We start from the raw sequence: 21,008 nt of genomic DNA, 5'->3' as shown, positions 1-21,008 counted from the left end.
AAAATGCAAGAATCAAACAAAACAGCTTTATTAGTTATGGATTTACAAAATTCCATTTTACAGAATCTTGAAGACCCTAAGCCATTACTTGATAAGGTTTCAAAAGCAATTTCCCATGCGAGATCAAACGGAATTCCTGTTATTTACGTCGTGGTTTCCTTTCGACCGGGGGCTCCTGAGATCAGTGAGTCTAACAAAGCCTTTTCCAGATTTGGAAAGGATATGTGGACACCGGAGTTTGTGGCTCAATGGCAGGAAATCCATCAGGATGTAAAGCCTGATAATGATGAGGTCATCGTAACAAAACGTCGCTTCAGTGCCTTTACAGGAAGTGATTTGGAGGTCGTATTAAGAGGGCAGGGAATTCAGCATCTTGTGCTTACAGGTATAAGTACTTCAGGAGTGGTTCTTTCTACACTCCGGGAAGCAGCAGATAAAGATTATCAGTTAACGGTAATTGAAGATTGTTGTGAGGATAAGGATCCTGAAATTCATCAGGTATTAACCACCAAAGTTTTTCGGTCCCAAGCAGAGGTTATCAGCCTTGATCGTTGGATCAAATAAAAATAAAAGACCGGATTACTGATAAGCAATCTGGTCTTTTATTTTCTGATTTTATTAAAAAACATCTTTAGCAAGAATCTTTTACAGATCATAAAACTCTTTGATCACATATTTTAGATCGTTTATTTTTTTCAATTGCTTAATAATGTAATAGCGGTGTAAGAAACCAGTTAAAACAACTATTTTTTTTCCTGGATTTTGTGCTGCCACTTTATAAATATTAGCAGCCATCGTTTGATTTCTAAGATCCCAGAATCCGGACATCAATTTAAATCCTTCTCTATAGCTTATTTTTTCTCCATTGGGCTTGGTAACAAATCTTTTAGCAAATTCAGGTCTTTTGTCAGTGATTTTAGTCAATTCATGGTATTGCTCGTTTTGTCTTTTCTCACAAATTTTATCGTTTTCAGCGTTGTTAAAATTCTTAGGAGCTAATTCAGCAACTTTTTTTAATTCTTCAGTTGTGTTAATAAAACTCTCATATATTTTCGTGTCTGCTGCATCCAGACTTTTAGTTTTATATAAACTGTCAATTAATTGTACCGCTAAATTATCTGTAGGAACCATTCCTTTGTCTTTCCTGTATTGATTTCTTCCTTCAAAATCAAATGAAGCCCGCAGTGTTTTAGGATATTTTTTAAAATACTGAGTACTGGCAGTAATTTCGTTTTCTTTAAATTCAGTCGCCTTTTCATACTCCTCCATTCCTTTGCTATCTACTTCGTGCAGTATAATATCTGGTTTTATTTTCTCCAGGATTTCTAATAAAATGGGTGGATTATAATTGGGAACGCTCTGATGGATATTTCCGATCACATAGATCTCCGTTTTATCTTGGGAAAAATAAGTGTGGCTAAATATGAAAAGACTAAATGCAATAATATATTTCATAAATTAAGTAAGAGTTAATAAACTGGTTAATAGATTTTAATTTGGCTAAAGTATGGAAAAGCTTTGGAGTGGACAGGTTTAATCAGAAAATATACAATAAGTTTAACCTTACAGATTTAATTTGAAAAACCAATGGCTAAAAAGACGGTTAACATGAAACCGGTAATCAACGATATGAAAATAGCTAGTTTTTTAATGTCTTCGAAACTTCGTCCTTCTTTTAAGATAAATCTTCTGAAACCAGATGATACTAACGAAAGTATAGCCGAAATAAAAATAAATCCCAAAGCAGAGCATACCCCCGGGCCAGGAAATACTGGCAGGGAAGTTCCGTTTCTGAAAATGGGAAAGAAATCAGAAATAAAAAAAGCGTTCCAGGCAACAATAAAAAAAACAGAAACAAAAGGTTTTAAAGGAAATCCACCCTGTATCTGTTGCTCTATAATTTTGGAATCCCTTGAAATGAGTGTAGAATTTTTGTTTTCTAAAAATCCAGTACTCTTAATTTCATTTATGACTGTTTCCGGATTTTTAAGAGTCCAGAAAATAACATTTGAATTATAATTTTCCACTCGATGATTGATCTTAATACCTTGACCAATTAACGGAATAGAGGTGTAAGGCTGAATAGAAATAACATCCTGCGGTTGAAAAACTAGATTGCCCACAAGAGAGGCATTGATCTTCAATATGTTTTCATCAACATAAAGATCTGCAAAAGGATAGGTAGCATTGGCAAGGCCGATTCTTGCACCGCCTGTTAGTTTAAATGTTTTTTCCATGGAAATATTAGACTACTCGTTTTTCTTGTTCACTTTCTCTGATCGTTTTTTCTAATCTTGATATCTGTGTTTTTTCCTGCTTGGCAGACATAATCCAGTGTAGCATTACCTTTTTATAAGAAGGAGCCTGGTTGTTGAAAAAATCCCAGGCCTTTTTATTGTCTTTAAATTGTTTCTCAAATTCAGGACTAAGGCTTGCAAGTTCTCTTTCGTGAGAATACATTGAGGTTTTTTCTTGTTTTTTTAATTCAAATGCTTTGAGACCTGCTGGTGTCATTAATCCGGCTTTGGTCAGGTCTTCAACTTTTTTTATGTTGATGGCACTCCAGATACTTGTCGGTTTTCGTGGTGTAAAACGATTACAGTAGCTGTCTTTATCTATGGATCTTCTTACACTATCGATCCAGCCAAAACATAAAGCCTGATCTACGGATTCAGACCAGGTCATGGATGGTTTTTTAACCCCAACTTTATAGAAGCCTACGATGACTTCTGTCTCTGTAGTATGGTTTTTCTCCAGCCATTTTCTGAATTCTTTGGGTGTTTCGAAAAAAAGTGCTTCCATGGATATTATTTATCCTAATTTACTCAAATTATTTATATGAAAAAGGCGAATGAAATTTCATTCGCATATCTATTTTTAATCTATTAAAAGTCCCTATCATTTTTTCTTTTTGCTCGTATCTTTTGTTGTATTAAACAAAATAATATTACTTGTTTTTAGCCTGTTAGCTAACCATGCTTTCAGTTTTTTTTCATCTATCTTAGTTTCGGATTGATATATAAAAGCAGTCTCTAAACTTGTTGAATCAGCTGTGATATAATTTTGAAGTTTTCCGATGGCCATTTCCTGGACTTCCGGGAAAAGGATTTTCACTTCTTTTACCAATTCAGGATTATCCATTTTATATATATTCAATTCATTCTTCAACTCATTAACCTGGAGATCTTTTTCGGTGATATTTGTTTTTTGAAGATTGATCTCACTTAGAATTTCCTTTTTTATGTCGCTGGTGTTTTGTTTAATGACCAGATTGGTATTTTTTATTCCGAAATCTTGTAATGAAGAATTGAAGTTCTTTATTTCCGTGCTATCAAATTTAGTAGATAAAAAAACAAGTTCAATCAATTTTGGATTACTATTATAATCTACTTTTTTATAAATCACGGTATATCCTTTCTTTGAAAACTCATTATCGATAAAGTTTTCAACATTTTGATTGTATTTTTTCTGATTAAGTAAGTTGTAAGCTAAATAACAACTGGGAACGATCATCACAATGATCAATATTGAAATTCCATAACGGATCCTTTTTTCAAAAGCTTTATTAGTAGTTTCTACTGCCTGATATTTAAGGAACTTGATAATCAGGAATGTAGAAATACAGATGAAGAAGCAGTTGATTGTATAGAGATAGAATGCCCCAGCGACAAAAGACCAATTGCCCGTTGCAATACCAAAGCCTGCGGTACACAATGGCGGCATTAAAGCTGTTGCAATAGCAACTCCCGGAATTGGGTTTCCTTTCTCAATTCGTGTTATGGAGACTGCCCCAACAATTCCACCAAAAAATGCAATCAGAACATCATAGATATTAGGTGAGGTTCTTGCCAACAGCTCGGACTGGATATCTTTAAAAGGGCTTAAATAAAAATACAGACTGGAAACCGTTAAGCTGACCACCGTAGCGATCAGCAAATTTTTCATTGATTTTTTTAATAAACTAAAATTAAAAGTCGCTAATGCAAAACCTGCTCCTACAATAGGACCCATCAAAGGGGAGATCAGCATCGCACCAATAATTACTGCCGTTGAATTTACATTGAGTCCTACAGAAGCAATAAGTATGGCACAAGCCAGAATCCAGAGATTAGCACCTCTGAAGGATACATTACTCGTTACATTTTCAAGAACAATTGTTGGATTTTCTTCCCCAATATGGAGGTTTAAAAAATTGGAAATTGTTTTTCTCATTTCATTATGTGTTAAAATAATAAGGTAGAATAAAGTGTTAATTCAATCTACTTTTTCGCAAATATATATGTTTGAGAATTAATTCCAAAAATAAATAAAAATGCAAAATAACACTTTAAATACTAAAAACAACGTCCCATTATAAACATCAGCTCCAGGATTTATCTTCTATTCACCACTAAACATCTTCATCAGATTTTCAATTGCTTTAGGAGAATGCATCAAGACAGTATTGTCTAAAGTGATTTTAGTTATCTCAGAAGCTCTTTTTTGCATCTGCTTTTCATAACAGGAAAGAGCAGTTTGAACATCCTCAGATTTCCCGTCTGTTAAGCATTCTGCCAGTTCATAGGCATCCTGCATTGCCATATTAACCCCTTCTCCTGCATATGGTGGCATCCGATGGGCAGCATCGCCAAGCATCGTTAAATTTGGTAGTGTTTCCCAGGTTTGATCTAGAGGATAATGATATTGAGGACGTACCACAAATGAAGAATCATTGGTCTCAAATAATTCCTGCCAGATATCATTCCATGTTTCATATTCTTTTTTAAACCATTCAAAGATCTGTTCTTTATTGCTGAAATCAATTCCGGATTCCTGTGCCCAGGTTTCATTCACCTTACATCCGGTATAAAAGGTCAGTGTACCATCTGCTTTGGTGCTGAATAATAAAGTCTTTTCCTCATCCATGGCAAAAATTTTTCCTCCATCAACAAGTTCCCAAAGCTTTGGAACATTCATTTGTGCATTATAAATATTACCTTCAATAATTGTGACACCAGAATATATTGCCTGAACATCTGTGATGTAAGAACGTATTTTTGAATTAGCTCCATCTGCAGCAATAACGATGTCTGCATAGTAGGATTTACCGTTTTTGAAATGTAAAATCCAACCACCTTCCTGTTTTTCCATAGAAACAAACTGACTATCCCAAATCACCGTTTCTGGTTCCAATGTTTCCAATAGAATTTTTCTAAGGGGTGCTCTGTCGATCTCCGGACGATCTTCATCATGAAAGCTCCCTGAATCATGTTCATTGAGATATTGATTAAGATCTTTATCTAAAATTTTTAATTTCCCTGCATCAGGTCGGTAATTTGCTTTGAAGGCATCCATTAATCCTGCTCTTCGAAGTGCTTCCAATCCTGATTCTTCATGCAGATCCAAAGTAGCACCCTGTACACGGACATCTTTATGTTTATCACGCTCATAGACATGAACCTGAACATTTTTAAGTTGTAAAAGCTTTGCTAAAGTAAGTCCTCCCGGACCACCGCCAATAATGGCTATTTTTTTATTTTGTGTAATCATCATCTTTAAAATTATGATGCAAAATTACTTCTTGGGAAGGACGGAAAATTGTATAAATCGGTCGTTTTTGTTTTGACTGAGTTCTTTGGGTAGAAATCCTGAAAGTCTTTTGATTTCCTTAATAAAGTGAGACTGGTCACTAAAGTTTTGTTCGGGAAATAGTTTTCCTTCTTTAATATGTTTAAAGGAAGCTCTGAAGCGTAGAATTCCACAATAAGCCTTTAAGGAAATACCATATTGCTGATTAAAATACCGGTTGATCTGTCGTTCGCTCCATATCACCTTTTCTGACAGTTCTTTGATCGGGATGGCACCATTCGAGGAATAGATAAGATCAAAAAGTTTTCGTTTCCGTTCATCAATTTTTTGATTCGAAAGTTCACCTTCTATTTTCTTGGATGCTTTTATACAGAATTGGTCAAAATCCGATATGTCATTCGCACTGAATTCCCAAAAATCGATAGGTAGATTTTTCGCATAGTTCAGAAGATCGGATACACTCTCATGAAGGATATATTCCGTAGCCAGTAGATTAAAGCTTATAGCAAAGGTTTTGGTTTTTTCAGCAATAACTATTTCTTCCGGGTGGCTTCCGATTCCTAAAAGAACAATATGAAAAGGCTCTGTTGGGGACTGTGAAAATATGATATCTATCCTTCCATCGGGTAAAAGAACGACTTCTTTATTTTCCGATGGATTATCCAGCATCCAGAAACTCTCAACAAAGTCTTTAAGAGAAACGGGTGGAGCAGAGGATGTATACATCAGATCATTCATGAAACCTATCAGATATTAAAGCTTTTTAAAAATCAAAATAGTATATGGATCGTTAGGTTCTCCAGTCTTAGGGGAAATGAGTCTGATGTGATCTTTGTTTTTAAAATAATCAACATAGGTTTCTCCTCCCGGTATCTTTCCGGTCTCAGTTTGTTTATATCCTAAACCGGTAACTGCCTTTAGATATTGATTATATTCATTTTTTGCTTTGAACTGAAACTCTATTCTGTCTGATGATTTATCGGTTGTATATTGAAATTTTCCAATCTTATATTGATAATCGCTGCTGTCATATTCATATAAAGTAAATTCAGAGCTTTCTGTTTTGTCATAATATTTGTAATTAAGTTTTTTGATCTCATTTTTAAATGAATCCATACTTAATTGATTGAACTTTTCCAGTTCATCTAACTTGAATGCCTGAGCAAGAATCTTAGAATTGAATGCTAGTATTAATAAAACAGTTGAAATAATTTTTAATTTATGCATGAATTTATTTTTAAATTAAACTTTATAATTTTTTAATTCTATCGATATAATCACTCAATTGATCACTTTTCACTTCAATATCAGCTGCAATCCCCTTTCCAACTTCTTTATATGCGTATTTTTGTCTGTTGATGAGAGTTCCAGTAGTAAGAACCAGAAAAGCATTGTCAGGCAATTTAAATTCGGAGTTGTCAGAGGTCAATCCCATTGTATTACATCCCACTATTTTTACATTTTTTTGTCCGACAAAGCTTGCCACAACAAATTCCCCTGAACTTGCCGTTCTTTTATTTGTTAAAATGTAAATAGGTTTGTTTTTATTTTTTAATGTGATATCTGGAATTGGAATACTTGCTATTTTTTGCTTTCCAAAGTAGATATCTGAATTTTTATAAGAATAAAAACTGGCTCCTTCAGAATTATCAATGGAACCAACTACCTTTTCAGCATCTAAAAATGGATAAATTGCTTTTAACATGGGTGAAAACATGCCTCCTTCATTATTTCTAAGATCTATTATCCATATCGTTGGGTTGCTTTTATCTAAATTTTTCACCTTATCATAAAACGAATGTACATACTCATTCCAATCTTCCTGGTTGAAGTTAGCAATAGCAGGAACGGAGATATAAGCTATTTTCTTGTCAATTAGACTATCCTTAGGATATGGAAATGGCAGTCCTACATCTTGATGTCTTTTTAAATAGTCGGCAACAACTTCTGGTTCGTATAATTTTGAATGGTGATCACCTAATTTTTCTAAAATATCTCTGATGATAGGATAGGTTTCCTTAATTTCCTTTTTCTCCTGAACAGTCTTCAAAGCATCTTTTTTGATCGTTGCCCAATCGATGCTTTTTTTATTAACGGAATTTTGCTCCATAATCTGAATGGCTTTTTCAACATAGGAGGCAGGAGTTTCTTGAGCGTAAACCTTGTGGGTGAAAATGAAGCTCAACAAAGCAAATAATAGAATTTTTTTCATAAGTAATTACCAATAGCTTTTAAGCGAACCAAGATACTTATAATATGGGAAAGCAATGGTTTTTAATAATGATAAGGGACTGGTTGTAATTTATCTAAAATTGGAAAGAGCTTTTAGCTATTCAATTTTTTATTTAATATTTTTAGTAATTCACTCGTTTTAATATTCAACATATCAGTCTGTATCATATTTTGAGCACTAGAATATACGGGAAATTTTTTCTGTGGAACATTTTTAGGATACTTAATAACGATATTGATGTATTCAGTTGTTTTCATTCCTCGAAATTTCGTATTAGATGTAAAAAATTTTGAAATTTCTTTAAATTTTACTGAAACAGATTTTCTCAATAAATAATAAATAATAATTTCTGTGTCAGTAATACTTAATAATGGCTTTCTTCTCAATAGTAATAACATTGAAAAGATGGATGAAAAAATGAAAATAGTGAATGCAAAGTAGAATAGAATAGTTTTACCCAAGCCCTCATTTCCTAACTTTCTATAAAATTGACTGAGTAATAAACAAAAACCAATTGAACCCAAAAGTAAAAATAAGCTCTTAATTTTACTTGAATAAAAATGGATTTCTTTCATTATTACCTTAATTGATAAGCTAAATTTGGTTATTAATTTATAACAACCAAATTTATGAAATCTTATCTTAAAATTTTAACTTAAGCTAAAGGCAATTCAAAATAAAAAGTACTTCCCTGATTCGGAGAGCTTTTTACTCCGATTTCACCGTGCTGTTTTTCAATAAAGTTTTTTGAAATAGCTAATCCCAGACCTGTTCCATTTTGGTGCTCACCGGGAACCTGAAAATAGCGGTCAAAAATCTGACGATGGTATTTTTCATCAATTCCACTTCCGGTATCTGTTATACTGAACTGAATGACTGCTTCTGATTTTTCAACCAAAATCTGAATATTCTCATCTTGAAAAGAATGCTTAATAGCATTGCTCAGGAAATTATTCATTACCCAAACCGTTTTATCAAAATCTGCAGAAACAAAATCATCATCACCTAAAAGAAAGTTTGTGGTAATAGCAATATGTTTTTGCTCAGCTAGTTTTTCAACATTTTTAATGGCAGTAAGAACGATCTCTTTGGGAGAGCAACTCTTAATATTCAGGCGGATATTTCCAGTTTCAACTTGTGATAGGTTGAGAAGTTCCCCTGTGATATCTAATAAACGCTGGCCATCATCATTGATGCTTTTAAGAAGCTCTTGCTGTTGACCGTTCAGTTCACCAAATTTTTGATTTCCTAAAAGCTGAACACCCATTTTTATTGCCGCAATTGGTGTTTTAAGCTCATGAGAAATAGTAGCTATAAAATTGGTCTTTGCAAAATCAAGTTCCTTAAAAGGAGTAATATTTCGTAGCAAGATTACTTTTCCAATATATTTTTTCTCTTTTTCACCCGTTTTTGCAATATTAATGGGAACTATTTCCTGTTCAAAGTAGTTTTCTTTATTATCCGTAACAATTTTGATCGGATCTTTTACCGGATGATCCATATTTTTAAGAAGCTCCCTGACCAGATCATTGTTTACAGCAACTTCATGCGCTGTTTTTCCAATAATTTCTTCCTTGCGAAGATTGGTGATATTCAAAGCTTCGTCATTGATCATGTAGATGAAATTATTTTCATCAAGACCAATAACGGCATCGTGCATATTGTTGACAAGTGTTTCAATACGTTTTTTATCCATCAGCTGCGTAGAAAGCGTACTACTTTCATATTCCTGTAATTTCTCAGCCATGATGTTGAAAGAATTCGCAAGGTCACTAAACTCTTCGCTTCCTTTAAAATGAACTCTTTCATTATAATTTTTATTGGCGATCTGTTTAATACTAAAGGTGAGCTGATTAATTGGTTCCGCAATGGTTTGTGGTAAATTAAATAAGAGAATAAAAGCGATCAGAAAACTAACCGTTCCTAAACTTACAATCCAGAATGTGGCACGTTCAGCAGTGATTATTGCGGTATCACTTTTTCGTTCAATCCCTTTCATATTTAAAGACATGATCTTTACTAAATCTTCACGAATGAGCTTTTCTTTTTTAAAATCTGGTTGCTTCAAATAGCTGCCAAAATGGATCTTAAGATTCTGAGTGATTTCTTTTTCACCAATTTCTGAAAGATTATTTTCCTGTAAAGCATTATTTTTTTCAAAATCCCTTACGGAAACAACGCTGTCTGTACTCATCCTGTCTAAGGCGATCAGCATATTTTTAGAATATTCTAAGCTGTTGTAATTTGCAGTAAGAATTTTCTCTGTATCCGATTTTAATTTATTGATGTATACAGAGCCTATCACTGATAGTAAAACGATCAGCAAAAATAAAAGACCTACGCCTAGTGTGAGTTTAGTTTTAAGTTTCATTACTCTTAAGATAAAATGATAATGTCTATCTGTCGTTCGTTCAATCGGTTCATTAATGTGTAGATCCAACTGTAACCTGAAAGTCTTTGCCAGAAATGAGAATGGGGTTTTCCAATACAGACTGTTGTGATATTATGCTGAATCACATAGTCCAAAATTCCTTTATGAACGCTGCTTTCCTTTATCCGGATTACTTTAGCACCCATTTCTTGTGCTAAATTAAAATTATTAATTAAATATCGTTGCTTATTTAAGGCTATTTTTTCTGGATTTTCAGAAGGTTTCTGAACGTATAAAACAGTCCATGGACTGTTATAATAGCTGGCCAGACGAGCTGTTTTCCGGATAATATTTTTGGCAATTTTTTCATTACTACTGATACAGGCGAGAAACTTAATAGGCTTAAAGTTTTCAGTTTTGATTTCAGTTTCAACCTTTCTCTCAACGTGTGTAGCTACTTCTTTTAATGAAAGCTCCCGAAGTTGTAGAATATGTCCGCTTTGGAAAAAGTTATTTAATGCCGTCTGAATTTTATCTTTTTTATAGATCTTTCCTTCTTTTAATCTTGTTAAAAGTTCATCAGCTGTTAAATCTATATTTACAACCTCATCAGCAAGGGCAAGGATTTTATCCGGAACACGCTCTGAAACCTCTACACCAGTAATTTTTTTGACCTCTTCATTCAGACTTTCAATATGCTGAATATTCATTGCGCTGATCACATTGATTCCATTATCCAGAATCTCAAGAACATCCTGCCATCTTTTTTTGTTTTTTGAACCTTCCACATTGGTATGTGCCAGTTCATCTACAAGAACTACTTCAGGATGTTCATTGATAATGGATTGCAGATCCATCTCTTCGAGATTTTTCCCTTTATAAAATACGGATCTCCTTGCTATTTCTGGAATGCCATCAACTAACGCGACTGTTTCCTCCCGACCGTGGGTTTCAATATAACCTATTTTTACATCGATACCATTTCGTAAGAGAGCATGAGCTTCCTGAAGCATACGAAAGGTTTTTCCCACACCGGCGCTCATTCCAATATAGATCTTGAATTTTCCTTTTTTGGATTTTTGGATCAGTTCTAAAAATTGTTCTGCTGATGACATTGATTTTATTCTTTTTAATTTTATTTTAAACACTTTTTTCTGTGGCTAAATTTATTATTAAAACCAAGCTGCAAGACTTGTTGTAATGAAAAAATTCCCCTGTTTCAACTCATTATTTTGTACAAAGATCGCATCTTTTGAAGTAAAGCCTCTGGCTTCTGTACGAAATACGACATTCTTCAAAATGGCATAATCTACATTCACAGAATATCCGAAGGTCTGAAAGCCGTTTGGAGTTTTTGTGTCGATGATTACTCCATTTTTATCATTATAATATTCAAATCTTCCTGCCAATGCCCATTTATCATCGAACTGATACTTCATCAGAACATTCGGAGTATACCAGATGTTGTACTGATCGCTTCCTTTTGTTTTTTGTTCCGCTCCAATGTCAAAACCTAAGATCGTAGAAAACTGTTTTGTCACCTGGAAAATTCCATGTAAATCATGGAAATAACGCATTCTTTTATCATCTTTTGCCTTATCATTTCCTATGAATGAACTGCTGTTTAATGTAATTCTATCATTGGGTTTGTAGGTTACCTGATGCCCGAAAGAAATGGTCTGATTACCTTCAGGTTTTGCAATACGCTGCCATCCGTTCAATACCAATCCACTTAAAAACCATTTTCCGTTATCTGAGGTGTAGGAAATTTTGGCACCCGTTTCAAAATAAGGAGAATTTTCTGCTGCCAGACTCCTTGTCAGATTGAAGTTGTCTTTTCCTATCGCACTTTCCCAACCAATGTGGGATGGCATTATTCCCGCATCGATCCATAAGTTCTTATTTTTGGAAATTTTAATTCCAATATTAGCTTCATTTACATAACGTAAAGCATCTTGTTCGGCTGCCATATTATCTTGAGCATAAGTTCCTGCCATTAAACTAAGATTAGCACGAAGCTGATCACTTTCATAAGACGCTTTTACCAATCCTAAGTTAAGATTTACTTCATTATGTCTATTGTATGAGTATAAAAAATTTTGACGAAGATGATTAGCCGGTTCATTAAAATCATAAGTATAAAAGAGTTCCGCATAGGCAGAGAATTTTATTTTAGGACTTAGTTTTGTTGAATCCGAAGTTTGAGCTTTTGGAAAAAATATTCCTAATAATATCCCAACAACAATATATTTTTTCATGTAGTTTTAATAGTTAAATAATGTATTACAATCTGAACATTACGGCTAATGTAAACCTGCTGTCAGATTTTCTAAGATCAGGTCTCCAGGACTCTATAGGAGTGTCTATCCATCCGTCCGGACTGGTTGTTCCATCTCTTCCTGCAAAATAAGGGATGTTGCTTTTTCTGAATCCATATTCCAATCTGAATGTTACAAACTGATTAGGCATAATATCCACGGTTGCTGTTCCCTGAAACATTTTAAGCTTTTCTCCAGAAGCAATGGCATCATTAAAATCATTCTGAGCAACAGGAGAAGGCGTAAATGCTAAATAAGCACCCGGATTTGAAACCGCATCCGCTCTTAGGGTTAAAGCAATTTTATTGTTGTGGAACCAAAGTCTGTTTGCAACAGAAGTACCGATCATATAGTTGTCCTTAGCTTTTATACCACCACCACTTTGAAATCCATAATGGTTATTGATACTGAATGCTGCCTGAGATAATCCCTTACTTTCTTTGTTTTTGTAATATCTGGCTACAATACTGTGATCATGGTGGAATCGGCGAACTCCGGGATTGTTTCTGGTATCTTTTCCATTAAGGTAAAAATTGGCTACCAATTGTAAATTTTCATTAGGACGGTAATAATTGGAAACTCCTAATCCAAGACCTGTATTCCATGAATTATAAGTCTGCCATCCATTGAGAACCCAAATCTCGGTTTTGAATTTTTTTGAAGGAAAAGCCTGAATTCTTGCTCCCTGGAAGTAGAAAGGAGTAAAATCACACACCAAACTTCTCTGGTAATTCCAGTTTTCTCCTAAAACGTAACTTTCCAACCCAATATAACTCATGAAAATACCGGCTTCTACATTCAAACCATGCATCACATCGAAATGATACCCTGCAGAAGCTTCACGAATGTTTTTTAAGTTGCCTCCGCTTGTATTTTTACCGTGATTCACAGTACCATCGAGGTCCTGAACAATAGAACCCATCTGTCCATATTGCAACCATAAACGCCCAATTATGTTCTTATAATTGGTTTCTAATCCAATACTTGCCATATTAATGGTTACTTCATTAGAACGTCCTATGGCTGAAGAAATAGTATGGGTATTATCCTTTGGACGGTTAAAATCATAATTGTAATAAGCATCTACATACGTTACACCAGTAAGTATAGTTTCTCCATCTTTGTCTTTTAGGGTTAAAGGAAAGTCTGTCTGACGATTTTGACCATTGATCCACGTAAGATCATATCCGTCAAAAGGAATTCTGGATTCAGTTTTTGTGATTAAGGAATCTTTAGGTTTGCCTAAAACTGAATCTTTTTTAATTTCTTGGGCATTGATTTGGCTTAAAGCAGTAAGTCCTAAGAAAAATGCTGCTTGAAAAGTTTTTGATTTCATTATATAAATATTGATAATAATGTGTTGCAGTAATACGTGGAAACAACTTTCCACTTAAAAAGGATGATAAGAAAATGAATTCTGTTCACGATAAGAATGTTTTATGATTAGGAAACGGGATCTATTTGAACTTGAAAGTTTTGATGCCCGTCCATGTAGAATTGTAGGAAACAGAATTCATTTTTAATTGAAGTTTTCTTATTGAATTTTATTTGACCAGATGGGTCTTCTTAAGACAAAAAGAAAATGAATATATTTTTTATTTTAATTGATCTAAAGCGATATTGAGTTTTAATACGTTCACCTTTGAAGGTCCGAAAAGTCCTATAAGAGGTTTTTCAGTATTTGTTTTCACAAGACTTTCAATTTTAGCTTCCGGAAGATTTCTTTCTTTTGCTATTCTTTTTACCTGATAAAGGGCTCCTTCATCAGAAATGTCAGGATCTAATCCACTTCCGCTTGCTGTAACCAATTCTACAGGAACTTTTGTATCAGTCATTTCCGGATTCTGCATTTTTAGAGTGTCAATTCTTTTTTGTACCGTTTCAAGATACTCTGCATTGCTTGGTCCTTTGTTACTTCCTGCGCTTCCCGCTGCATTATAATCAACTGCGGATGGACGACCGTGAAAATATTTTGGAGACTTAAAATCCTGTCCGATATTAGCGTAAAACTTTTGTCCATTATGATTGATGATTTCTGCATTTCCTTGAGTAGGTAATACTTTTGAGCCTGCATAAACAAAGATCAAATAAACCCCTACAAGAATCAGCATTACAAAAGTCAGTTTCAATGCTGATAAAATATAATTTTTCATTTTTTTAATTTTTTAAAAGAATAAACTGATGAATAGGTCGATAACTTTTATCCCGATAAATGGAGCGATGATCCCCCCAACACCATAGATCAAGAGATTTCTTCTTAACAAGGCACTTGCACCGATCGGTTTATAAGCGACCCCTTTTAAAGCCAATGGAATCAGGATCGGGATAATAATCGCGTTGAAAATAATCGCCGATAAAATTGCTGATTCAGGGCTGTGGAGGTTCATAATGTTTAACTTCTGAAGAGCTGGAATGAAGGTGATAAACAGTGCCGGAATAATGGCAAAATACTTAGCAACGTCATTGGCAATACTAAAAGTGGTTAAGGTTCCACGTGTCATTAATAACTGTTTTCCTATTTCTACAATCTCAATTAGTTTTGTAGGGTCATTATCAAGATCGACCATGTTCCCGGCTTCTTTTGCAGCCTGTGTTCCACTGTTCATTGCTACACCTACATCAGCCTGAGCAAGAGCGGGTGCATCATTTGTTCCGTCTCCCATCATCGCCACAAGTTTTCCGGACTGTTGTTCTTTTTTGATATAATTCATTTTATCTTCAGGTTTAGCTTCAGCTATGAAATCATCAACACCAGCTTTTTCTGCGATAAATTTGGCTGTTAAAGGATTGTCTCCGGTCACCATCACCGTTTTAACACCCATTTTTCTCAAACGCTGAAAACGTTCCTGAATTCCGGTTTTAATAATATCCTGAAGCTCAATCACTCCCCAAACCACTTCATTTACAGAAACAACCAATGGAGTTCCTCCGTTTTCAGAAATTTTTGTGGTGGCATCCTGAGTTTCCTGAGGAAAGATGTTTCCCGCTTTTTCAGTCAGTTTTTTAATGGTGTCATAAGCTCCTTTTCTGATTCTTGTATCTTCGAAATCAATTCCTGAAGTTCTTGTTTCAGCGGTAAATTCGATATAAGTAGGGCTGGGAACCAATAAATCCTGAGGTTTTAATTCACTTAATTCAATAATTGATTTTCCTTCCGGAGTCTCATCAGCTACTGAACTTAGTGCTGAAGCTTTAATAAACTCTTCCAGTTTAATGTTGTTAGCTGGGTGAAATTGTGTTGCTTTACGGTTACCGATGGTAATCGTTCCTGTTTTATCAAGAAGTAAAACATCAATGTCTCCCGCTGTTTCTACTGCCTTACCACTTTTGGTAATAACATTTGCTCTTAAGGCTCTGTCCATCCCGGCAATTCCAATTGCAGAAAGCAGACCTCCGATCGTTGTGGGTATCAGACAAACGAAAAGTGATATAAATGCCGCAATGGTAATCGGTGTCTGCGCGTAGTCTGCAAAAGGTTTTAAAGTAAGGGTAACAATTATAAATGTAAGGGTAAACCCTGCTAAAAGTATAGTTAATGCGATTTCGTTAGGTGTTTTTTGTCGTGAAGCACCTTCAACAAGGGCAATCATTTTATCAAGAAAAGATTCTCCAGGTTTTGTGGTTACTTTCACTTTAATACGATCTGAAAGTACTTTTGTACCTCCGGTTACAGAACTTTTATCTCCGCCAGCTTCACGAATGACCGGTGCACTTTCTCCAGTAATTGCAGATTCATCTATGGTCGCTAAACCTTCGATGATCTCTCCATCCATAGGGATCTGATCACCCGCTTCACAAAAGAAAATATCACCAAGCTTCATTTCGGCAGACATTTTTAATGTAGTTTCCACCTGAAATCCCGGCTTATTATCAATGATCAGCTTAGCAGGAGTTTCTTCACGGGTTTTTCTAAGGGTGTCTGCCTGTGCTTTACCTCTTGCCTCAGCAATAGCTTCAGCAAAATTGGCGAATAAGACCGTGAAAAATAAAATAATGAATACTAAGAAATTATAGGAAAAACTTCCCTGTGTTTTGTCTCCCGTTAAGCTGAATAAGCTCACAATAAACATAATGATTGTTCCGATCTCGACCAGGAACATGACGGGATTTTTAAACATAATTTTCGGATTCAGTTTTACGAAAGACTGTTTGATAGCTTCGTTTACCAAATCTTTTTGAAACAATGTTTGTGATTGATTTTTCATTTTTTTGAAAGAGTTATATAATTTGAAACCAACGTGAACCATTAAGGTTGATAGAAGACCTAAGATTTGAAATGGATAATATTTTTCAAGTGAATGTTTTATGAACTATAAACTAGTTTTGAGTTCTTAGTATCCTGAATTTCTTAATGGTTTACTATTGGTTTTAATTTCATTTATTTAGAAAAATATTGAAGTTGTTCTGCGATTGGCCCTAATGTAAGTGCCGGGAAGAAAGACAAGGCTGCAATAAGGAGGATCACGGCTAACGTCATGAATCCAAATGTGGCCGTATCCGTTTTCAAAGTACCTGCACTTTCCGGAATGTATTTTTTCTCAGCCAGATACCCAGCAATAGCAATAGGACCTATAATTGGAATAAACCTTGAAAGTAAAAGCACAATTCCTGTAGAAATGTTCCACCATGGTGTATTATCTCCCAGCCCTTCAAATCCTGATCCGTTATTAGCGGAAGAAGAAGTAAATTCATACAGCATTTCACTGAATCCATGAAATCCTGGATTATTTAATGTTTTAGCTCCAAATTCTGGTAAGTAAGCGGTTAGAGCTGTTCCGACAAGAATTAAGAAAGGGTGGAATAAGGCAACAATCATTGCAATTTTCATTTCTTTAGCCTCAATTTTTTTACCCATAAACTCTGGTGTCCTTCCTACCATCAGCCCACTCATGAATACAGCGAGAATGATGAATATGAAGTAGTTCAGAATTCCAACACCACAACCTCCATAGAAACAGTTGATCATCATGGCAAGAAGCTGATTCATTCCCGATAATGGCATGGTACTGTCGTGCATTGCATTTACAGAACCTGTAGAAATTACTGTTGTAGCAATACTCCAATAGCCTGATGCAGCACTTCCAAAACGAATTTCTTTACCTTCCATAGCTCCTAAATGACTATCAGTACCCATTTGTGTAATGAGTGGGTTGCCATTTGTTTCATTAATAACATTAGGAATAGTAAGGGCCAGAAAACCGATGGTCATTACCGTAAATATTGTCCAGGAAAGTTTTCTCTTTTTTAAATAAAATCCTAAAGCAAAAACCAATGCGAACGGAATGATCATCTGAGCGATCATCTCTGTCATATTCGTCATATAATTAGGGTTCTCAAGTGGATGTGCTGAGTTGGTGCCAAAAAAACCACCTCCGTTTGTTCCTAAATGTTTAATAGAAACAAAAGCAGCAGCCGGACCTCTTGAAACATCTACTTTTTGACCTTCTAAGGTTGTGATATGATCTTTACCATCAAAAGTCATAGGAGTTCCATTAGCAGAAAGAATAAAAGCAACAATAATACTGATCGGAATTAATATTCTGACCATAGATTTTGTAAAAAAATCGAAGAAATTTCCTAATTCCGACGTTGATTTTTCCTTAAACGCTTTGAAAAGTACAGCCATAGCTGCCATTCCCGTTGCAGCAGTTACAAACTGAAGGAACATTAAGTATAATTGACTTAAATAACTTACTCCCGTTTCTCCGGAATAATGCTGTAAATTACAATTCACTAAAAAAGAAATTGCTGTATTGAAAGCAAGATCGGGTGACATATCTGGATTTCCATCGGGATTTAGTGGAAGCCAGGATTGGTTGAGCAGGATAAAAAATCCAATGACAAACCAAACAAGATTGATCGTCAGCATGGCAAACATATTCTGTTTCCAATTCATCTGACGGTTAGGATTAATCCCTGATATCTTATAAACAAAGTTTTCAAGAGGCTGAAAAACAGGATCTAAAAAAGTCTTTTTATGACCATAGACATTAGCAATATATTTACCTAAAAATATCCCTATTACCAATGTGATTGCGAACATCGCTACGATGCCTAAAATTTCTGTATTCATGGCTGATTAAAATTTTTCAGGTTTTATTAAAACATAGCAGATATACACAAAGGCTAGTATTGAAAGAAAAAATAAACTCCACATAGCTTTATATTTTATCAAAAAATTCAACGGATTTATACAAAAGCCAAAATAAAATGGCACTCAGTACTAATAAAATTACCAACATCATAGCGTTACAATTAAAGTTAAAAGGGTAAACAGTACATACGACACGATCAGGAAGCTAAACTTCGAATGATCTCGTTTTTTGAATGTTTTTTTTGAAATAGTCATTTTAAAATATTTTATTCTATATCTCTAATGCCAAAAAAGAATCCATTTTTTTGTTTTTTTTGTTAAGTTGCTTTGTAATAGAGTGTTGTGTGCTATTTGAGAACCTGCCAAAAACAGAAAAGCCTATCAAAATGATAGGCTCTTTATTAAAATGATAGGGTAGTATTTATCTTAATCCATACTCTTCCAACTTGCGGTATAACGTGGCAATACCAATCTCGAGCAGTCTCGCGGCTTCAGCTTTGTTACCTTTGGTGTAATGCAGAACTTTCTGGATGTGTTCTTTTTCTAAAGACCTGATGCTTAAAGAATCTTTATCGCCTGTTACTTTTTCTAAATAATGGGGAAGGCTTTCAGCATCCAGAGTATGGTCATTCATTAAAATTAAACTCCTTTCTATCGTATTTCTTAACTCACGGATGTTTCCTTTCCAGTCGTTTTTTTCTAATGTTTTATAATAATCTGCCGAAACCTCTACAGAAGTGAGGTGAAGTTTATGTGAAAAGATATCAACGAAGTTTTTGGCTAATACTTTTAAGTCTTCTTTTCTTTCACGAAGTGGAGGGAGGTTGATTTCAAAAACATTCAGTCTGAAATACAGATCTTCCCTGAAATTTCCCTGTTTGATTTCGTCTTCCAGATTTCTGTTTGTTGCAGCAATTAATCTGAAATCTGATTTTGAAACTTTTGTTTCACCCATTTTCATGAATTCGTGGGTTTCAAGTACACGAAGTAATTTAGCCTGAAGCTCAATAGGCATTTCTCCGATTTCATCTAAAAATAAAGTACCGCCGTTGGCTTCTTCTACCAATCCTTTTTTATCTTTAATTGCTCCTGTGAAAGATCCTTGTTTATGGCCAAAAAGTTCACTTTCAAGAATTTCTTTACTGAATGCAGAGCAGTTGATGGCGACAAAATTATTTTTCTTTCTATCACTTCCTTCATGAATGGCATTGGCAAAAACCTCTTTTCCGGTTCCCGTCTCTCCTGTCAACAGTACAGTAGCATCTGTTAAAGCAACTTTTTCAGCCAGTTTTTTAGCCTGAAGAATGGCAGAAGAGCTTCCTATAATCTGATCGAACCCCTTTTGTATATCACTTTTCTGAACAATTTTAGATTTATTATCTTTTACTTTATCCAAAGCTTTATACACCAGAGGGATAATTTTATCGTTATCATCTCCTTTTACCAGATAGTCATAAGCTCCGTTCTTCATGGCCTGAACAGCATCAGTAATATTCCCGAAAGCGGTCATCAAAATGATCTCCTGATGTGGATATTTTGTTTTGATGGATCTTACAAGTTCAACTCCAAATGCATCGGGAAGTCTGACATCACTTAAAACAACATCAAACTCATATTGTTCGAGCATCGTCATAGCAGAACGTGCGGTAGAAGCTTCTTTTACATTAAAATCTTCCTGAGAAAGGATCATTCCCAAAAGTTTGAGAAGTTTGAGCTCATCATCGATGATAAGAATATTTCCGGACATGGTATATATTTTAGGTAAAACCTTATGCAAACTTAAACAAAGTTCAAGATACAAACCCAATATTCCTGATATTTTAGATAAGATTAGATAAAACCAAATAGAAAATAACAAAAAAACTATTCTTAAATAAAAACCTTTACCAGATTCGGTAAAGGTTTATATTTTTCTTCTTTTTTAATGAGTTTTATTTCCAGAAAAACCATTCATTACCATTATAAACACAAATAAGTTTGGTAGTAGGGTCATAGCAGATCATTCCCGCAACTGGGGATTTTACATTCGTTACAGGATCTGTTATTTTAGGAAGAATAAGTGCTTTATCAGCTGATTCTAAAACCAAAACTCCATTTGCAGTTGAAGAGGCAGCTCCAATAATAACCCCACGATCGGTAATATCATTTCCAGTAATAAGGGTAGGGCTGGTTCCCGTTTTGTCAGAAAGATCTACCCATGCACCATTAAAATATTTTACTCTGGATGTGGTTAAATCGAAAACCAATGTTCCGGGCTCCGTAGAAGTCATGGTTTCACTATCCAATACCTGAGGTAAGATGATCCCATTAGTAGTTCCCGTAGTAAAATCTAAAATACCACTTCCATCTACTTGTTCTTTTCCTATAGCAACTTGTGCGTTTAACGCAACAGGTATAAATATTAATAATATTAGCTTTTTCATA

General features: G+C 34.6%; 19 protein-coding genes. 1 reads left to right on the top strand and 18 read right to left on the bottom strand.

Annotated features, from left to right (window positions below; all coding sequences use genetic code 11):
• The first annotated feature begins 3 nt into the window (after positions 1–3).
• Complete coding sequence (locus NG806_RS10470; RefSeq protein ID WP_261512989.1) at positions 4–564, top strand: cysteine hydrolase family protein; 561 nt, start codon at positions 4–6, stop codon at positions 562–564.
• An 81-nt stretch (positions 565–645) separates the two neighbouring features.
• On the opposite strand, the gene NG806_RS10465 is transcribed toward NG806_RS10470, so the two are convergent.
• From NG806_RS10465 to NG806_RS10380, 18 genes are all read right to left on the bottom strand, one after another.
• Positions 646–1,455 carry a TraB/GumN family protein gene (locus NG806_RS10465; RefSeq protein WP_261512988.1) on the bottom strand — a complete coding sequence of 270 codons (810 nt, stop codon included), beginning with the start codon at positions 1,453–1,455 and terminating at the stop codon, positions 646–648.
• A gap of 116 nt (positions 1,456–1,571) precedes the next feature.
• Entirely contained in the window at positions 1,572–2,237 is a 666-nt protein-coding gene (locus NG806_RS10460; RefSeq protein WP_261512987.1) for a hypothetical protein, read from the bottom strand.
• Between the two features lie 7 nt (positions 2,238–2,244).
• The gene (locus NG806_RS10455; RefSeq protein WP_214829156.1) at positions 2,245–2,802 is read right to left on the bottom strand and encodes a YdeI/OmpD-associated family protein; all 558 of its coding nucleotides are present in this window, start codon (positions 2,800–2,802) and stop codon (positions 2,245–2,247) included.
• Between the two features lie 96 nt (positions 2,803–2,898).
• Positions 2,899–4,212 carry a DUF389 domain-containing protein gene (locus tag NG806_RS10450; protein WP_261512986.1) on the bottom strand — a complete coding sequence of 438 codons (1,314 nt, stop codon included), beginning with the start codon at positions 4,210–4,212 and terminating at the stop codon, positions 2,899–2,901.
• A 168-nt stretch (positions 4,213–4,380) separates the two neighbouring features.
• Complete coding sequence (locus NG806_RS10445; RefSeq protein WP_261512985.1) at positions 4,381–5,532, bottom strand: FAD-dependent oxidoreductase; 1,152 nt, start codon at positions 5,530–5,532, stop codon at positions 4,381–4,383.
• A 21-nt stretch (positions 5,533–5,553) separates the two neighbouring features.
• Positions 5,554–6,306, bottom strand: a complete 753-nt coding sequence (locus tag NG806_RS10440; RefSeq protein ID WP_261512984.1) for a helix-turn-helix domain-containing protein — start codon at positions 6,304–6,306, stop codon at positions 5,554–5,556.
• A 15-nt stretch (positions 6,307–6,321) separates the two neighbouring features.
• A complete protein-coding gene (locus NG806_RS10435) occupies positions 6,322–6,795 on the bottom strand; it encodes a hypothetical protein (protein WP_261512983.1) in 474 nt (157 codons plus the stop codon).
• A 22-nt stretch (positions 6,796–6,817) separates the two neighbouring features.
• Entirely contained in the window at positions 6,818–7,780 is a 963-nt protein-coding gene (locus NG806_RS10430) for a S41 family peptidase (RefSeq protein WP_261512982.1), read from the bottom strand.
• A 113-nt stretch (positions 7,781–7,893) separates the two neighbouring features.
• Positions 7,894–8,058, bottom strand: a complete 165-nt coding sequence (locus tag NG806_RS10425; protein WP_261512981.1) for a hypothetical protein — start codon at positions 8,056–8,058, stop codon at positions 7,894–7,896.
• Between the two features lie 398 nt (positions 8,059–8,456).
• Entirely contained in the window at positions 8,457–10,172 is a 1,716-nt protein-coding gene (locus NG806_RS10420; RefSeq protein WP_261512980.1) for an ATP-binding protein, read from the bottom strand.
• Positions 10,173–10,177: 5 nt separating this feature from the next.
• Positions 10,178–11,287 carry a sensor protein KdpD gene (locus tag NG806_RS10415; RefSeq protein ID WP_214829170.1) on the bottom strand — a complete coding sequence of 370 codons (1,110 nt, stop codon included), beginning with the start codon at positions 11,285–11,287 and terminating at the stop codon, positions 10,178–10,180.
• 57 nt (positions 11,288–11,344) lie between these two features.
• On the bottom strand, positions 11,345–12,430 hold the full coding sequence (locus NG806_RS10410) for a porin (RefSeq protein WP_261512978.1): 1,086 nt from the start codon (positions 12,428–12,430) through the stop codon (positions 11,345–11,347).
• A 25-nt stretch (positions 12,431–12,455) separates the two neighbouring features.
• A complete protein-coding gene (locus NG806_RS10405; protein ID WP_214829174.1) occupies positions 12,456–13,826 on the bottom strand; it encodes an outer membrane beta-barrel protein in 1,371 nt (456 codons plus the stop codon).
• 259 nt (positions 13,827–14,085) lie between these two features.
• The gene (locus NG806_RS10400) at positions 14,086–14,643 is read right to left on the bottom strand and encodes a K(+)-transporting ATPase subunit C (protein WP_261512976.1); all 558 of its coding nucleotides are present in this window, start codon (positions 14,641–14,643) and stop codon (positions 14,086–14,088) included.
• 12 nt (positions 14,644–14,655) lie between these two features.
• Entirely contained in the window at positions 14,656–16,695 is a 2,040-nt protein-coding gene (kdpB, locus tag NG806_RS10395) for a potassium-transporting ATPase subunit KdpB (protein ID WP_214829178.1), read from the bottom strand.
• A gap of 173 nt (positions 16,696–16,868) precedes the next feature.
• Positions 16,869–18,563: a potassium-transporting ATPase subunit KdpA gene (kdpA, locus tag NG806_RS10390; RefSeq protein WP_261512974.1), complete on the bottom strand. Its 1,695-nt coding sequence runs from the start codon at positions 18,561–18,563 to the stop codon at positions 16,869–16,871.
• Between the two features lie 442 nt (positions 18,564–19,005).
• The gene (locus NG806_RS10385) at positions 19,006–20,331 is read right to left on the bottom strand and encodes a sigma-54-dependent transcriptional regulator (RefSeq protein ID WP_214829187.1); all 1,326 of its coding nucleotides are present in this window, start codon (positions 20,329–20,331) and stop codon (positions 19,006–19,008) included.
• A gap of 184 nt (positions 20,332–20,515) precedes the next feature.
• Positions 20,516–21,007, bottom strand: a complete 492-nt coding sequence (locus tag NG806_RS10380) for a hypothetical protein (RefSeq protein WP_261512973.1) — start codon at positions 21,005–21,007, stop codon at positions 20,516–20,518.
• Position 21,008: the final 1 nt, after the last annotated feature.

This window comes from Chryseobacterium paludis (assembly GCF_025403485.1).
In the GTDB taxonomy this organism is placed as follows: Bacteria; Bacteroidota; Bacteroidia; order Flavobacteriales; family Weeksellaceae; genus Chryseobacterium; species Chryseobacterium paludis.
Note: the sequence above shows the minus strand (reverse complement) of the source record. Positions and strands in the feature narration are given on the sequence as shown.

Coding starts and splice junctions, on each gene's coding strand:
- NG806_RS10380 (WP_261512973.1), bottom strand. CDS start 21,007: ATGAAAAAGCTAATATTATTAATATTTATACCTGTTGCGTTAAACGCA.
- NG806_RS10415 (WP_214829170.1), bottom strand. CDS start 11,287: ATGTCATCAGCAGAACAATTTTTAGAACTGATCCAAAAATCCAAAAAA.
- NG806_RS10440 (WP_261512984.1), bottom strand. CDS start 6,306: ATGAATGATCTGATGTATACATCCTCTGCTCCACCCGTTTCTCTTAAA.
- NG806_RS10450 (WP_261512986.1), bottom strand. CDS start 4,212: ATGAGAAAAACAATTTCCAATTTTTTAAACCTCCATATTGGGGAAGAA.
- NG806_RS10425 (WP_261512981.1), bottom strand. CDS start 8,058: ATGAAAACAACTGAATACATCAATATCGTTATTAAGTATCCTAAAAAT.
- NG806_RS10465 (WP_261512988.1), bottom strand. CDS start 1,455: ATGAAATATATTATTGCATTTAGTCTTTTCATATTTAGCCACACTTAT.
- NG806_RS10385 (WP_214829187.1), bottom strand. CDS start 20,331: ATGTCCGGAAATATTCTTATCATCGATGATGAGCTCAAACTTCTCAAA.
- NG806_RS10410 (WP_261512978.1), bottom strand. CDS start 12,430: ATGAAAAAATATATTGTTGTTGGGATATTATTAGGAATATTTTTTCCA.
- NG806_RS10460 (WP_261512987.1), bottom strand. CDS start 2,237: ATGGAAAAAACATTTAAACTAACAGGCGGTGCAAGAATCGGCCTTGCC.
- kdpB (WP_214829178.1), bottom strand. CDS start 16,695: ATGAAAAATCAATCACAAACATTGTTTCAAAAAGATTTGGTAAACGAA.
- NG806_RS10435 (WP_261512983.1), bottom strand. CDS start 6,795: ATGCATAAATTAAAAATTATTTCAACTGTTTTATTAATACTAGCATTC.
- NG806_RS10400 (WP_261512976.1), bottom strand. CDS start 14,643: ATGAAAAATTATATTTTATCAGCATTGAAACTGACTTTTGTAATGCTG.
- NG806_RS10455 (WP_214829156.1), bottom strand. CDS start 2,802: ATGGAAGCACTTTTTTTCGAAACACCCAAAGAATTCAGAAAATGGCTG.
- NG806_RS10445 (WP_261512985.1), bottom strand. CDS start 5,532: ATGATGATTACACAAAATAAAAAAATAGCCATTATTGGCGGTGGTCCG.
- NG806_RS10430 (WP_261512982.1), bottom strand. CDS start 7,780: ATGAAAAAAATTCTATTATTTGCTTTGTTGAGCTTCATTTTCACCCAC.
- NG806_RS10420 (WP_261512980.1), bottom strand. CDS start 10,172: ATGAAACTTAAAACTAAACTCACACTAGGCGTAGGTCTTTTATTTTTG.
- kdpA (WP_261512974.1), bottom strand. CDS start 18,563: ATGAATACAGAAATTTTAGGCATCGTAGCGATGTTCGCAATCACATTG.
- NG806_RS10405 (WP_214829174.1), bottom strand. CDS start 13,826: ATGAAATCAAAAACTTTTCAAGCAGCATTTTTCTTAGGACTTACTGCT.
- NG806_RS10470 (WP_261512989.1), top strand. CDS start 4: ATGCAAGAATCAAACAAAACAGCTTTATTAGTTATGGATTTACAAAAT.